Consider the following 14,632-nt stretch of genomic DNA (forward strand, 5'->3'; position numbering starts at 1 on the left):
AGTCCCTGTTCGGGCGGGGGGGCGGTCTGCTACACTGCCCGTCTGACCCCGGTTGTCTTGGCCTTGCACCATCTTCTTGATTTCGAAGGCCCGATTCCGAAGGCAAAGGGGTGCGCCAACCGATGTTAACTTCCGGATCTGTTTCCCAACCCGGTCACGATGACCCGGGCCCAGATCCCATTAAAAAAAGTAGGTAAACCATGCTGGATCCCAAATATCTGCGCAGCGACATCACCGAAGCTGCCGCTCGTCTGGCGACACGTGGCTACGTTCTGGACGTAGCGGCGGTCAATGTTCTGGAAGAGAAACGCAAGGATCTGCAGTCCCGCACCCAGGAGCTGCAGGCCGAGCGCAACGCCCGCTCCAAGTCCATCGGTGAGGCTGCCCGTCGTGGTGAAGATGTTGCCCCCCTCAAGGCCGAGGTGACCAAGATCAACGACGAGCTCGAGACCAGCAAGGTCGAGCTGGAGGCCCTGCTGGCCCAGCTCAAGGGGATCGCCGACGCCATCCCCAACCTGCCGAGCGAGACCACCCCGGTGGGCCGTGACGAGAACGACAACGTGGAGGTCCGCCGCTGGGGTACCCCGCGTGAGTTCGATTTCCCGGTGCGCGATCACATCGATCTGGGTGAGGCGGCCAAGGGGGTCGACTTCAAGAACGGCGTCAAGCTCTCCGGTGCCCGTTTCGTGGTGATGAAGGGCCAGATTGCCCGTCTGCACCGCGCCCTGGCCCAGTTCATGCTGGACCTGCACACCCTGCAGCACGGCTACACCGAGTGCTACGTGCCCTATCTGGTCAACCCGGACAGCCTGTACGGCACCGGCCAGCTGCCCAAGTTCTCCCAGGACCTCTTCAATACCGGCATCGAAGGGGAAGGGGAAGACGAAGGCAAGGTGCGCAAGTTCTCCCTCATCCCGACCTCCGAAGTGCCGCTCACCAACATGGCCCGTGACGAGATCTTCGACGAGCAGGAGCTGCCCATCAAGATGACCGCCCACAGCCCCTGCTTCCGCTCCGAAGCGGGCTCCTACGGTCGTGATACCCGTGGCCTCATCCGCATGCACCAGTTCGACAAGGTCGAGATGGTGCAACTGGTGCACCCGGAAAAATCCTGGGATGCCCTGGAAGAGATGGTGGGTCACGCCGAGAAGGTGCTGCAGTTGCTGGAGCTGCCGTATCGCGTGATGGCACTTTCCACCGGTGACATGGGCTTCTGCGCCGCCAAGACCTACGATCTGGAAGTGTGGCTGCCGGCCCAGAACACCTATCGCGAGATCTCCTCCGTCTCCAACTGCACCGACTTCCAGGCGCGCCGCATGCAGGCTCGCGTGCGCATCGACGGCAAACCGCAGCTCATTCACACCCTGAATGGTTCCGGTCTGGCGGTGGGTCGTACCCTGGTGGCCGTGCTCGAGAACTACCAGCAGGCAGATGGCCGCATCGCCATCCCGGCTGCGCTGCAATCCTACATGGGCGGCCTGACCCACATCGGGTAAGCGCTCGTTGCAGACGACAACGCCATGGCATGCCATGGCGTTGTGCATTCTGGGCCCGGGAAACCCGCCGCAAGGGGAAGGGATAGCTCCCTTCGGGCCTGTAACACAATTTTATCAAGCATTGCGCAATCGTTTTTGTTAGACTGCGCCGCAATTTCGCAGGACATCTTTTTCTATGGTCTGGATTGATTACGCCATCATCGGCATCGTCGGTTTCTCCGCCCTCATCAGCCTGGTGCGCGGCTTTCTCAAGGAGGCCATGTCTCTGGTCACCTGGTTCGTCGCCTTTTTCATTGCCAGCCATTTCTATCCTGATCTCGCCGTCTATTTCACCTCTTTCTCCGATGCCATGGTTCGCAACGGTCTGGCCATCGCCGCCCTGTTCGTGGCGACCCTGATCCTCGGCAGCGTGGTGAACTACGTGGTGGGCCTGCTGGTGGAAAAGACCGGGCTTTCCGGCACCGACAGGGTGCTCGGGGTCTGTTTTGGCGCCATTCGCGGGGTGCTGATCGTCAGCGCCCTGCTGTTTTTCATGGATACCTTCACCAGCCTCTCCCAGAGCGACTGGTGGGTGGCGTCCAGGCTGGTGCCGGAGTTCAAGCCGGTGATCCAGTGGTTTTTCGGGTTCATGATGAACTCGTCCAGTTTTCTTCAACAGGTACAGTGACTTCGAGGTAGCAAAGACATGTGCGGTATTGTCGGTATAGTTGGCACCACCCCCGTCAATCAGGCCCTCTACGACGCCTTGACGGTGTTGCAGCACAGGGGACAGGATGCCGCCGGGATCGTGACCATTGACAGTGGAAACTTCCGGCAACGCAAGGCCAACGGTCTGGTGAAGGATGTGTTTGAAGTGCGCCACATGCAGCGCCTGAAAGGGAATATCGGCATCGGACACGTCCGTTATCCCACCGCAGGCAGCTCCAGTGCGGCAGAGGCGCAGCCGTTTTACGTGAACTCCCCCTACGGCATGGTGCTGGCCCACAACGGCAACCTCACCAATGCCAAGGAGCTCAAGGAGCAGCAGTTCAAGGTGGCCCGCCGCCACATCAACACCACCTCGGACTCCGAAGTGCTGTTGAACGTGCTGGCCCACGAGCTGGACTTGTGCGACAAGATGGCGCTGCGCCCGGAAGATATCTTCTCGGCGGTACGCAAGGTGCACCAGCAGATCCGCGGCGCCTATGCCGTGGTCTCTCTGGTGATCGGCCACGGCCTCATCGGGTTCCGTGACCCCAACGGCATTCGCCCGCTGATCCTGGGTCGCCGGGTCGACGAGCAGGGGCAGGTGGAGTACATGCTCGCCTCCGAGAGCGTGGCCCTCGATGCCATCGGTTTCGAGACGGTGCGTGACGTCGCCCCGGGCGAGGCCATCTACATCACCGAGCAGGGCCAGCTCTTCTCCGAGCAGTGTGCGGAGAACCCGCAGATGAACCCCTGCATCTTCGAATACGTCTACTTCGCCCGCCCCGACTCCTTCATCGACAAGGTCTCCGTCTATGCCGCCCGCCTCAACATGGGTCGCAAGCTGGGCCAGAAGATCGCACGGGAGTGGGATGATCTCGACGTGGACGTGGTCATCCCCATCCCCGAGACCTCCTGCGACGTGGCGCTGGAAATCGCCCACACCCTGGGCCTGCCGTACCGTCAGGGCTTCGTGAAGAACCGCTACATCGGCCGTACCTTCATCATGCCGGGCCAGACCCAGCGCAAGAAGTCGGTGCGCCGCAAGCTCAACGCCATCAGCTCCGAATTCAAGGGCAAGAAGGTGTTGCTGGTGGACGACTCCATCGTGCGGGGCACCACCTCCGAGCAGATCATCCAGATGGCCCGTGAAGCGGGGGCCGCCAAGGTCTACTTCGCCTCGGCCGCACCGGAAATTCGCTTCCCCAACGTCTACGGCATCGACATGCCCACCGCCAACGAGCTCATTGCCCATGGCCGTGAAGTGGAAGAGGTGTGCAAGCTTATCGGTGCCGACGGCCTCATCTTCCAGGATCTGGAAGATCTGGAAGAGGCGGTGCGGGAGATCAACCCCGAGCTGCGCCACTTCGAGACCTCGGTCTTCAACGGTCACTATGTGACCTCCGACGTGGATCAGGGTTATCTGGACCACCTCAATGCCCTGCGCAGCGACGACAACAAGGCGGTGCGCGAGTGGCAGGAAGGGACCAGCAACCTCGAGATCTTCAACGAAGGCAGTTAAACGTTTTCAGATTGCCAGCGTGATGAACAACAGGGGGGCCTCGGCCCCCCTGTTGCATGGATGCGCCTTGCGGCGAAACTGAGGGGGGCCTCAGGCCAGATCCTCCCCGTTGCTCGCGATCACCTTCTTGTACCACCAGAACGACTTCTTGCGCCGGCGGGCCAGGGTGCCATGGCCGGCGTCGTCCCGGTCCACGTGGACGAAGCCATAGCGCTTGCTCATCTCGCCGGTGGAGGCGGAGACGAGATCGATGCAGCCCCAGCTGGTGTACCCCATCAGGGGCACGCCGTCCTCGATGGCGTCCCCCATGGCCTCGATGTGGGCGCGCAGGTAGTCGATGCGGTAGTCGTCCTCTATCTCCCCTTGCTCGTTCATTTCGTCCACCGCCCCCAGGCCGTTTTCCACCAGGAAGAGCGGCTTCTGGTAGCGATCGTGCAAGGTGTTGAGGGTGATGCGAAGGCCCAGGGGATCGATACCCCAGCCCCACTCGCTCACCTCGATGTGGGGATTGCGCAGGGACTTGACCACGTTGGCCTCGCTGGTGTTGCCCGCATTCATGTCGGCGGCGGCGCAGCGGGAGGCGTAGTAGCTGAAGGAGACGAAATCCACGGTGTGCCTGAGGATCTCGTCATCTTCCGGCCCCTTCACCAGGGTGACCCCCTTGTCACGAAACACCCTCTGCGCATAGGCCGGATAGGCGCCCCTGGCTTGCACGTCGATGAAGAGGAGGTTCTCCCGATCTTTCTGGAGGGCGGTCCAGACGTCGGCGGGCTTGCAGGAGTAGGGGTAGAAGTTGCCCCCCGCCAGCATGCAGCCCACCTGGTTGGTCGGGTTCACCTCGTGGGCGATCCGGGTCGCCAGGGCGCTGGCCACCAGCTCGTGGTGGGCAGCCTGATACTTCACCTGATCCTGGTGCTCCCCTTCCTCGAACACCAGCCCCGCCCCGGAGAAGGGGCTGTGCAGCAGGATGTTGATCTCGTTGAAGGTGAGCCAGTACTTCACCAGGCCGTCGAACTGCTCGAAGCAGGTGCGGGCGTAGCGGGTGAAAAACTCCACCATCTGGCGGTTGCGCCAGGAGCCGTACTCGGTCACCAGGTGCATGGGCACATCGAAGTGGCACAGGGTCACCAGGGGCTCGATGTTGTACTTTCTGCACTCCTCGAACACCGCGCGGTAGAAGGCGATGCCCTCGGCATTGGGCTCGCGCTCGTCCCCCCTGGGGTAGAGACGGGCCCAGGCGATGGAGGTGCGAAACACGGTGAAGCCCATCTCGGCCATCAGGGCGATGTCCTCCCGATAGCGGTGATAGAAATCGATGGCCCCGTGGCTTGGGTAGAACTCGTCATCTTGCAGGGTGATGCGCTTCTCCTGGCCGAGTTTGACCGCCATGCGGCGCGGGCCATGGGGGATCATGTCTACCGTGGTCAGCCCCTTGCCCCCCTCGAGATAGCCGCCCTCCGCCTGATTGGCGGCCAGGGCACCGCCCCAGAGAAAGCCCTCGGGAAATCTTGTTAACGACATTGGTTACCTCTTGTTATGTCTGAATGGGGTGTCACAGCCCGGCCTGCGCCTGGCTGGTGGCGACGGGTTGCACGGGCTCGGCGCGGGGGGCCGGGCTCTCGACCGGGATGTCCTCGAACCCCATCACCAGGGTCAGCACGAAGGAGAGCACCACCGAGAGGGCCATCACGCCGAACACCCAGGCGATGGTCATGGGGTTGGCCGGATCGAAGAACTGCACGCTGGTAAAGAGCCCGGGGGCGGCCATGGAGTGGCTGGCGAGCCCCGCCATGCCGGCGACGGCACCGCAGACAAAGCCGCTGATGAGGCTCGCGATGAGCGGACGCTTGAGGCGCAGGGCCACACCGTAGAGTGCGGGTTCGGAGATCCCCGCCATGATGGCGGAGGCGGCCGCCGCGAGCGCCGTCTGGCGCAGTTCCGGGTTACGGGTGCGCCAGGCCACCGCCAGGGACGAGCCGCCAAGAGAGAGATTGGCGCCAATTTCGGAGGGCATCACCATGCCTTCCTTGCCGGTCTCGGCGATGGTCTGGATGATGGTCGGGGTGAAGACGCGGTGCATGCCGGTCATCACCAGCAGGGGCCAGAGCGCCCCCATGATGGCCACCGACAGCCAGCCCAGGTAGTCGTGGACCGTGTAGACCAGGCCGGAGATGGCGGTGCCAATCCAGATGCCGACGGGGCCGATGAAGAGGATGGCGAGGGGGGCGGCGATCAGCACGATCAGCATGGGTTTGAGGAAGTTCTTGGTGACCGCCGGGGTGATGCGGTCGACCCAGCCCTCGATGTAGGAGAGGCACCAGGTCATCACCAGGGCCGGAATGACGGTGTAGGTGTATTTGACCGCGGTCACCGGGACCAGGGCGAAGGTCACCTGCTCCCCTTCGGCGGCTCTGGCCATCAGCTCGATGAAGCTGGGGTGCACCAGCACGCCTGCGATGGCGATGGCCAGGGACATGTTGGTCTTGAACTTGACGGCGGCGGAGGCGGCCACCATCAGGGGCAGGAAGAAGAAGGCCCCATCCCCGGCCACCGTGAGGATGGTGAGGGTCGAGGAGCCTTTCTCCAGCACGCCGGTCATCTCCAGCACCATGGCCAGCAGCTTGAGCATGGAGCCGCCGATGATGGCCGGGATGAGGGGGGACATGGTGCCGATCAGGGCGTCGAGGATGGCAGCGCCCATGCGGCGCAGGCTCCAGCCAGCGGAAGCCTCCGCAAGCGGAGTCTGCCCGCCGCCCTGGGGCAGCAGGGCCAGCACCTCGCGATAGGCGTGGGAGACGGTGTTGCCGATGATCACCTGACACTGGTTGTCCGCCTGCACCACCCCGAGCACGCCCGTGATCGCCTTGAGGGCAGGGCCATTGACCCGGGCGGGATCGCCGAGCACAAAGCGCAGCCGCGTCATGCAGTGGGTCACGGCGACGACGTTGTCGGCGCCGCCGAGAGCGGTGATGACGGTACCGGCCAGAGCCGCATAGTTTTTTGACATCGAGGTAGATCCTTTTCACCAAGTGGGCCTGCTCGCCCCCGCCGCCGCGAAGGGCGGGAACGCGCATGAAACTGAATGTGGAACCGGTTCCACATAGAGTGCGCGGCCTGAGCGCGGGAGACAAGCATCTTGTGCAGCGAGCGTCCGGATCCGTGAATGAGATCACTGAACCCGGGCCTGCACGCCATTCGTGCGACGACAAGCCGGGGGCGGTGCAGTACACTGCGCCCCGTTACGAGCAAGGGAGAACACAATGACGACGATGCTGGAGGTGGCAAGGCGGGCAGGGGTGTCGAAGGCGACGGTCTCCCGGGTGTTGTCGGGCAATGGTTACACCAGCCAGGAGACCCGGGACCGGGTGCAGCAGGCCATCGAGGAGTGCGGCTATCGCCCCAACCTGGTGGCGAGGCAGCTGGCGACCAGGCATACCCGGACCCTGGGACTGGTGGTCACCAACACCCTCTACCACGGCGTCTACTTCGGCGAGCTGCTCTCCCAGGTGGCGCGGATGACCGAGGATCGCGGGCGCCAGCTCATACTGGCGGACGGCAAGCACAGCGCCGACGAGGAGCGCCAGGCCATCCAGTATCTGCTCGATTCCCGTTGCGATGGCGTCATCATCTATCCGCGCTTTCTTGGGGTGGAGGAGATGGACGAGATCATCGAGCAGCATGAGCAGCCCATCATGGTGCTCAACCGGCGTCTGAGCCGCCATCCGGCCCACTGCGTCTATGCGGACCAGCAGGCGGCGGCGGAGGCGGTGGTGGACAAGCTGGTGGCCATGGGGCACAGGGAGATCGCCTTCATCGCAGGCTCTGCGGATTCCCCCACCGGCACCGAGCGCCTGACCGGTTACCGGCAGGCGCTGATCCGGCACGGCATCCCCGTGCAGGAGACCTTGATCGCACCCGGCAAATGGACCCCCGCCTGTGGCGCGGCCGCCGTCTCGACCTTGCTGGCGCGAGGCGCTCGCTTCAGCGCCCTGGTGGCCAGCAACGATGACATGGCGATCGGGGCCATCAAACGGCTGCACGAAGCCGGTGTGATGGTGCCTGACGAGGTTTCGGTGGTGGGGTTTGACGACATTCCCCTGGCCCCTTACGTCATTCCCGCGCTGTCGAGCGTCAAGATGCCGGTGAACGGGATGATCCAGGAGACCATCAACCGCCTGATCACCATGGTGGAGGAGGGGAGCCGGGACGCACTGCCCGCCTTCAGCGGCACCCTGATCCGCCGCGACTCCCTCAGGCGTCTGACGGGCTGAGCCATGATGGCGGTGGGCAGGCCGGGCGGGATCCGTTAGCATAGGCCCCCCGGCGCCAGGCGCCGCGTGTCGTATCAACAGATGAGAGTTCAGATGGATGACCTGTTAGCCCCCGTTCGCCAGTTCCTGCATTGCGAGACCCCGGATGAGTGGGTGGAAATGGCGCGGGATCCCGCCCAGTTGCCGACCCTGCTTATCGATCACGCCAACTGCGAGAACAAGGCGGCACTCACCGCCCACAGCCTGGTGCGCCGCTACTGCCTGACCAAGGAGAAGCGTCACCTGCTGCCCAAGCTGACTTTCTACCGGGAGCTCGATGCCTTGCCGGAGAAGGCGGAGATCCTCGGCAAGCGCACCATGGGCGAATCAGACAGGAGCGTGTTTGCCGAGCTGGAGCGCAATCCCCTGCTGTTCCCCATGGTGCGCCTCATCCAGGAGGAGCTGCACCACTTCGAGCAGGTGCTGGAGATCATGGCCGCACGGGGCATCCCCTATGGTCCCGTCACCGCCTCCCGCTATGCCCGCAGCCTGCTGACCCATGTGCGCACCTACGAGCCGGCGGCCGTGGTGGACAAGATGATCATCGGTGCCTATATCGAAGCGCGATCCTGCGAGCGTTTTGCCAGGTTGGCCCCTCATCTTGACGAGGAGCTTGGCCGCTTCTATGTCTCCCTGCTGCGCTCGGAGGCGCGTCACTATCAGGACTACCTGGCCCTGGCACAGACGTTCGCAGACGAAGACATCAGCGAGCGAGTGGCCTTCTTCGGTCGCCTGGAGGCCGAGCTCATCTGTTCACCGGATCCGCAATTCCGTTTCCATAGCGGACTGCCTGTCAGATCTGACAGTTGTTGAGATGACGGGGGCTGCCTACCATTCCCCTGTTCCTACTACGAGCGACGCAATCACTTTTTGAGCGCAATCCCCCGGCGACTGATGAGACATCAGGCCGGGTTTTTTTATGTCTGGCACAAGGGGAAACGCGCCGCGGGATCAGCGGCGGTATTCGTTGTTGTAGTTCTGAATGAGGCGGCGGGTGACGTCGTGCTGGGGATCGGCGAAGACCCGCAAGGTCTTGCCGCGCTCCACCACACGCCCTTCGTGCATCACCAGCACCTCGTCGCTGATGTGGCTCACGATCCCCAGATCGTTGGCCACCAGCACATAGCTCAGCCCCATGGTCTCCTGCATCTCCAGCAGCAGGTTGATGATCTGGGAGCGTACCGAAATATCCAGGGTCGAGAGAGCCTCGTCCGCCACCACTATCTTGGGATTGAGGATGAGCGCCCGTGCCAGCCCCACCCGCTGCTGCTGGCCGGCGGAGAGCATCTGGGGATAGAAGAGGGCGTGGTCGGGCAGCATGCCCACCATGCGCAGGGTCTGGATCACCTTCTCCCGGCGCTCCTCCTCGCTCAGGGCCGTGTTGAGGCGAAGGGGGGTCTCCAGGATCTGGCCGACCCGGATTTTCCGGTTAAGGGAGGTGTTGGGGTCCTGGAAGATCATCCGCAGCAGCTTGCAGCGGGTCTGGTAATCGCCGTGGACCATGGGTTGCCCCTCGATGGCGATCTCCCCGCCGCTCGGTTCAATCATGCCCGCCAGAATGCGGGCCAGGGTGCTCTTGCCCGAGCCCGCCTCCCCGACGATGGCCAGGGTCTGGCCCACCTCGAGATCGAACGAGAGGGGCTTTATCGCCTCCACCGCGCGGCGCCTGAACAGGCCGGTGCGGTTCTGGTAGGTCTTGCACAGGCCCCTGACCTGCAACAGGGAAGGTTCGGTCACGACGTGGTCTCCTTGGGTGCGCTCGCCGGATAGAGGGGCTGACGGGGCGGGCAGGTGCCCCGGATCAGGGTCTGGTGCCGGTTCATTTCTTCGGTTCTTCCATGTTGAGGGGGAAGTGGCAACTGAACTGATGCCCCTTGACCTTGCTCATCAGCGGTGTCTGCACGCACTGCTTCTGGGCGTAGGGGCAGCGTGGGCCGAGGCGGCAGCCGATGGGCAGGTGCTGCAGCGGCGGTATCACCCCGGGCAGGGTCTCGAGCCGGGACTTGTGGCGCACCAGCTTGTCAAAGTCCGGGATGGACTTGAGCAGGGCATCCGTATAGGGGTGGTGAGGGGATTCCAGGATCTGGTCCCGGGTCCCCACTTCCACCATCTGGCCGCAATACATGATGTTGAGGGTGTCGGTCAGGTTCGCGATGGCGGCGATGTCGTTGCTGATGATGAGGATGGTGGTATTGCCCAGCTTGTTCATCTTGTCCAGCAACCGCAGGATCTGGGAGTGGGTGGTGGACTCCATGGCGCTGGTGGGTTCGTCCGCCACCAGCAGGCGCGGCTGGTTGGCGATGGCCATGGCGATCATCACCTTCTGGCACATGCCGTCCGACAGCTCGTGGGGATAGGCCCGCATGACCTTGCGGTGATCCTTGACCCCGACCCGGTGCAGCAGGGCGATGGCCCGCTTCTTGCGCCACTGGAAGCGCTGCCAGAACTTGCCGGTGAAGGCGCTGGTGGGGATGGCCTCTTCGAGCTGGGTGCCTATCTCCTCGGAGGGGTCGAGGCAGCTGATGGGATCCTGGAAGATCATCGCTATCTCCCGCCCCATGATGCGGCGCCGTTCCTTGGGCGCCATGGTCAGCAGGTCCATGTCGTTGAAGCGCATCCGGTCGGCGCGCACCGTCCAGTTGTCCTTCTGGATGCCAACGATCACCTTGGCCACCAGGCTCTTGCCCGAGCCGGATTCCCCCACCAGCCCGCGGATCTCCCCCTCGTTCAGGGTCAGGCTGACTCTGTCCACCGCCTTGACCTTGCCCTGGGGGGTGTCGATTTCGATGGTGAGGTTGCGTATATCGAGCAGGGGCATCAGCAATGTCTCCCGTTCAGGGCGCAGCCGGGTCGCTCAGGGCGTCCGGGGGCGGGGATAGATAACAAGGCTGGCAACATCAGTCGTTCCCCTCTTTGAGTGCTTCGCGAATGCCTTCGCCCACCAGGTTGGTCACCAGCACGCTGAACAGGATGGCCATCCCGGGCAGGGTCACCGTCCAGGGGGCCAGATAGATAAGATCGCTCGAATCGGCCAGCATGGCACCCCACTCCGGCTGGGGAGACTGGGCCCCGAGACCGAGGAAGCCCACCGCCGAGATGTCCAGGATGGCGGCGGAGAGGGTGCGGGTGGTCTGGGTCACCAGGGTCTCGACGATGTTCGGCAAGATGGCCAGACGCATGATCCGCTGGGGCGGAGAGCCGTCGAGGCGGCTGGCGATGATGTACTCCTTCTGCATCTCGGCGTGGACCGCGTTGTAGGTGGCCCGGATGAAGGGCGGTATCAACGCGAGCGTGATGGCGATCAGGGTGTTGAACAGACCCGGCCCCAGGATGGCCACGACGATGATGGCCAGCAGCAGGGACGGGATGGAGAGCAGGGTATCGAGCAGGTGATGGAGCACGCTCGACTTCACCCCCTTGCTCATGCCACCGAGGATGCCGATGGCCGAGCCGATGACCAGCGCGATGAGCACCACCAGCAGGGCGTTGCCGAAGGTGAGTCTGGCCCCGGCCACCAGACGGGAGAGGATGTCGCGCCCCAGATCGTCGGTCCCCAGGAAGTAATCGATGTTGCCGCTGTTGGCCCAGGAGGGGGCGAGCAGCAGGTGGCTGCTGTGCTGATCGTCGATGCCGTAGGGGATCACCAGGGGACCGATGAGGGTCACCAGCAGCAGCAGACCGAAGCACCAGAGCCCCGCCATGGCCAGCGGGTTGCGCCGGTAGGAGGCCCAGGTCTGCTCCAGGGGGGAGAGGATCTTGAGCTCCGGATAGATGTTCGATTTATCGTGCATGGTGCAGGCTCCCGTGCTGGTCGCAAGGGGATGGGCACGCCTGTGCGCCGGCGGCCCATGGGCCGCCGTGGTTCAACCACAGACCGCAATCAATCTTGTCTTGCATAGAGTTCTTTACGCCGTGCCGGATACATGATGGTGGTCAGCAGATCGGTGCTGACGCTGATGAAGATGACGAAGCTCGCCACCACCAGGAAGGCGCCGCGGATGGCGGCATAGTCCTGCAGCGCGATGCTGCTCACCAGCCAGCGGCCGATGCCGGGCCAGTCGAACACCACCTCGGTGATCATGGCGGATGTGAGCACGCTGCCAAGTTGCAGCCCCAGCAGCGGCAACACGGGGGGCAGGGCGTTCTTGAGCCCGTGACGCCAGACGATCTGGCGGCGGGAGAGTCCGCGGCTGGCGGCGGCCTTGATGTAGTTCTGTTTCATCACGTCGATGAGGGAGCTGCGCACGTGGCGGATCACCTCGGTGGTGGGCACCACGGCCAGCACCAGGGAAGGCAGTACCAGATGGCGCAGGGCGTCGTGCAGGGCCGCTTCCCGCCAGGGCTCCTGGCTCATCAGCACATCGACGATGGCGATCCCGGTGATGGAGGGCACGTCGTAGAGCAGGCTGATCTGGCCAGAGGAGGGGAGCCAGCCAAGATCCAGGGAGAAGAACATCACCATCAGCAGCCCCAGCCAGAAGACCGGGATGGCATAGCCGACGAGGCCGGCGGCCATGATGGAGAGGTCCGGGCTGCGCCCCTGATAGAGGGCCGCCAGGGTGCCCAGGGGGATGCCCACCAGCAGCGAGATGGCGAAGGCGGCGAGGCAGAGGGTCAGGGTCGCCGGGAAGTAGTGACGGATCTCGTCGAGGACCGGTTGGCCGGAGACGCTGGAGAGCCCGAAATCCCCGGCGGCGATGCGCTGGAGGAAGTCAGGATAGCCGTGCCAGAAATCCAGTACCTGGGTGATGAGGCGAAACTCCAGGAGGTAGGCCCCCAGAGTCAGCACCAGGAGGGTGATCACCAGCAGAGTGATGCGGCGCAGGATATAGAAAAACATGCTTATGCCTCCTGGGGACGGTGCGCCGATGGCCCGACGATGGAGTGGTTATCTGTCATGGTCACTCCCGATGGGCCTGGTTGAAGGTGGTGCCGCCAAAGGGCATCAGGGTCAGCCCCTGAATGTCGCTGCGACTCACCTGGGTTCTCAGGGCATGGGCCAGGGGAATGAGCGGCAACTGCTCGTTGAGCAGGGACTGGGCATAGTAATAGTTGCGCAGGCGGAAGGCGAGCTGCGGGGTGGTCACCGCATCGTCCAGCAGCTGATCAAACGCCGGGCTGCACCAGCGGCTGTAGTTATTGCCCCGCTCGACGGCGGCGCAGCTCAGCAACTGGCGGAAGAAGTTGTCCGGATCCGCGTTGTCGGCGATCCAGCCCGAGAGCAGGCTGTCATATTGTCCATGGGCGAGCCGGGTTTCGATGACCGGCCAGGCCTGCTGCACTATCTTGAGGCTCACCCCAATCTTGGCGAAATCGCTGCGCATCAGTTGCGCCGTTTTGAGGCCGTCCGGGTTGTAGGGACGGGCGCCGGGTTGCACCAGCACCTGCATCTCGAAGCCGTTGGGGTAGCCCGCGTCCTTGAGCAACTGGCGAGCGAGCTTGAGATCCGGCTTGCGCTGGGGCAGGGAGGGGTTGTAGCCCCATGAGAGGGGCGGCAGCAGGCTGGCGGCGCTCTGGCCGGTCTCGAAATAGACCGCCTGCAGCAGATTCTGCACATTGATGGCACTGGCGAGGGCCTGGCGCACCTGCACCTTGTTGAACGGGGCCTTGCGGGTATTGAGGGCGAGGAAGGCGACGTTCATCCCCGACTGCACCGACAGATCCAGGTGGGAGTCCTTGTCTATCACCGACAACTGGCTGGCAGAGGGGGTGCTCATCACGTCGCACTCGCCGGTCAGCAGCTTGGCAAGGCGCTTGGAGGATTTGGGGGTGATGTCGTAGATGAGCTGCTCCATTCTGGCCTCGCCGCCCCAGTAGCCGGGGTGGCGCAGGTAGCGCACGAACTCGTTGTGGCGATACTCCTTGAAGCTGAAGGGGCCGGTGCCGATGGGGCGGCTGTCCAGCAGCGCCGGGGTGCCGGCCTTTAGCATCTGCTCCCCGTACTCGGCGGAGAGCACGATGGCGTAGTCGCTGGCCAGGGTGGCGAGGAAGGAGGCATCGGGGCGGTTCAGCTCGAACACCACCTCATAGGGCCCCTTCTTGTAGACCCGCTTGATGAGGTTGCCGAGCCCCAGGCTGTAAAAATAGGGGTACTCGCCGCCGGAGACGGCGTGGAAGGGGTGGTGTTCGTCCAGCAGGCGCTGCCAGGTGAACAGGACGTCGTCGGCATTGAAGTGACGGGTCGGGCTGAACCAGGGGGTACGGTGGAAGGTCACTCCCTTGCGCAGGGTCAGGGTATAGGAGAGACCGTCCTCGCTGCTTTGCCAGCGGGTGGCGAGCCCCCCTTCGATGCCGAGGGTGTTGGCATTGACCTCGAGCAGGCGATCGTAGATGGGACGGGCACTGGCATCCAGGGTCGCATCCGAATTGGCAAGCTGCGGGTTGAAGGTTCGGGGTGCCCCTTCGGCACAATAGATGAGCCCGGTTTTGGAGGCTTCATCGCGTTTCTGACAGCCGCTGACCAGGACCAGGAGACCAAGCAGCAGGGGGGTGAGCATTCTCATGTTGGAACCATGTTTTCAGACAAAGTTGCCCGCCAGGGGGCGGGCGCGTTGCGGGGGGCGGCCGGGCAGGCGCTCCCGTCAGGGGTGACGTGCGCCGCGTTATCCGCGCGCACAGAC

12 protein-coding genes are annotated in these 14,632 nt (G+C 63.7%); 5 read left to right on the forward strand and 7 right to left on the reverse strand.

Annotated elements, in window-relative coordinates; all coding sequences use genetic code 11:
• Positions 1-200 precede the first annotated feature (200 nt).
• The 3 genes from serS to purF all read left to right on the forward strand — a co-directional run bounded on the left by serS (position 201) and on the right by purF (position 3,702).
• Positions 201-1,496 carry a serine--tRNA ligase gene (gene serS, locus BGO64_RS02845; protein WP_039039009.1) on the forward strand — a complete coding sequence of 432 codons (1,296 nt, stop codon included), beginning with the start codon at positions 201-203 and terminating at the stop codon, positions 1,494-1,496.
• Positions 1,497-1,671: 175 nt separating this feature from the next.
• Entirely contained in the window at positions 1,672-2,163 is a 492-nt protein-coding gene (locus tag BGO64_RS02850) for a CvpA family protein (protein ID WP_010674522.1), read from the forward strand.
• Between the two features lie 18 nt (positions 2,164-2,181).
• A complete protein-coding gene (gene purF / locus BGO64_RS02855; protein WP_010674523.1) occupies positions 2,182-3,702 on the forward strand; it encodes an amidophosphoribosyltransferase in 1,521 nt (506 codons plus the stop codon).
• A 90-nt stretch (positions 3,703-3,792) separates the two neighbouring features.
• Here the strand turns inward: purF and BGO64_RS02860 are convergent, their stop codons facing one another.
• Both BGO64_RS02860 and ascF read right to left on the reverse strand, forming a co-directional pair.
• Positions 3,793-5,223, reverse strand: coding sequence for a 6-phospho-beta-glucosidase (locus BGO64_RS02860; RefSeq protein WP_286700121.1), 1,431 nt, complete (start codon positions 5,221-5,223; stop codon positions 3,793-3,795).
• Positions 5,224-5,254: 31 nt separating this feature from the next.
• A complete protein-coding gene (gene ascF / locus BGO64_RS02865; protein WP_128296697.1) occupies positions 5,255-6,709 on the reverse strand; it encodes a PTS cellobiose/arbutin/salicin transporter subunit IIBC in 1,455 nt (484 codons plus the stop codon).
• Between the two features lie 253 nt (positions 6,710-6,962).
• On the opposite strand from ascF, the gene BGO64_RS02870 reads away from it, so the two are divergent.
• Together BGO64_RS02870 and miaE are read left to right on the forward strand one after the other, a co-directional pair.
• Complete coding sequence (locus BGO64_RS02870; RefSeq protein ID WP_286700122.1) at positions 6,963-7,973, forward strand: LacI family DNA-binding transcriptional regulator; 1,011 nt, start codon at positions 6,963-6,965, stop codon at positions 7,971-7,973.
• Positions 7,974-8,066: 93 nt separating this feature from the next.
• Positions 8,067-8,825, forward strand: coding sequence for a tRNA isopentenyl-2-thiomethyl-A-37 hydroxylase MiaE (gene miaE / locus BGO64_RS02875; protein WP_286700123.1), 759 nt, complete (start codon positions 8,067-8,069; stop codon positions 8,823-8,825).
• A 138-nt stretch (positions 8,826-8,963) separates the two neighbouring features.
• Here the strand turns inward: miaE and BGO64_RS02880 are convergent, their stop codons facing one another.
• The 5 genes from BGO64_RS02880 to sapA form a co-directional block, all read right to left on the reverse strand.
• Positions 8,964-9,749: a peptide ABC transporter ATP-binding protein gene (locus BGO64_RS02880; protein WP_039039015.1), complete on the reverse strand. Its 786-nt coding sequence runs from the start codon at positions 9,747-9,749 to the stop codon at positions 8,964-8,966.
• An 82-nt stretch (positions 9,750-9,831) separates the two neighbouring features.
• Positions 9,832-10,830, reverse strand: a complete 999-nt coding sequence (locus tag BGO64_RS02885) for a peptide ABC transporter ATP-binding protein (RefSeq protein WP_010674529.1) — start codon at positions 10,828-10,830, stop codon at positions 9,832-9,834.
• Between the two features lie 79 nt (positions 10,831-10,909).
• Complete coding sequence (locus tag BGO64_RS02890; RefSeq protein ID WP_069784996.1) at positions 10,910-11,803, reverse strand: ABC transporter permease subunit; 894 nt, start codon at positions 11,801-11,803, stop codon at positions 10,910-10,912.
• An 89-nt stretch (positions 11,804-11,892) separates the two neighbouring features.
• Positions 11,893-12,852, reverse strand: coding sequence for an ABC transporter permease (locus tag BGO64_RS02895; protein ID WP_010674531.1), 960 nt, complete (start codon positions 12,850-12,852; stop codon positions 11,893-11,895).
• 61 nt (positions 12,853-12,913) lie between these two features.
• Positions 12,914-14,509, reverse strand: coding sequence for an ABC transporter substrate-binding protein SapA (gene sapA / locus BGO64_RS02900; RefSeq protein ID WP_010674532.1), 1,596 nt, complete (start codon positions 14,507-14,509; stop codon positions 12,914-12,916).
• Between the last annotated feature and the right edge of the window lie 123 nt (positions 14,510-14,632).

Origin of the sequence: Aeromonas sp. 62-46, assembly GCF_001898585.1 — a bacterium.
In the GTDB taxonomy this organism is placed as follows: Bacteria; Pseudomonadota; Gammaproteobacteria; order Enterobacterales; family Aeromonadaceae; genus Aeromonas; species Aeromonas caviae.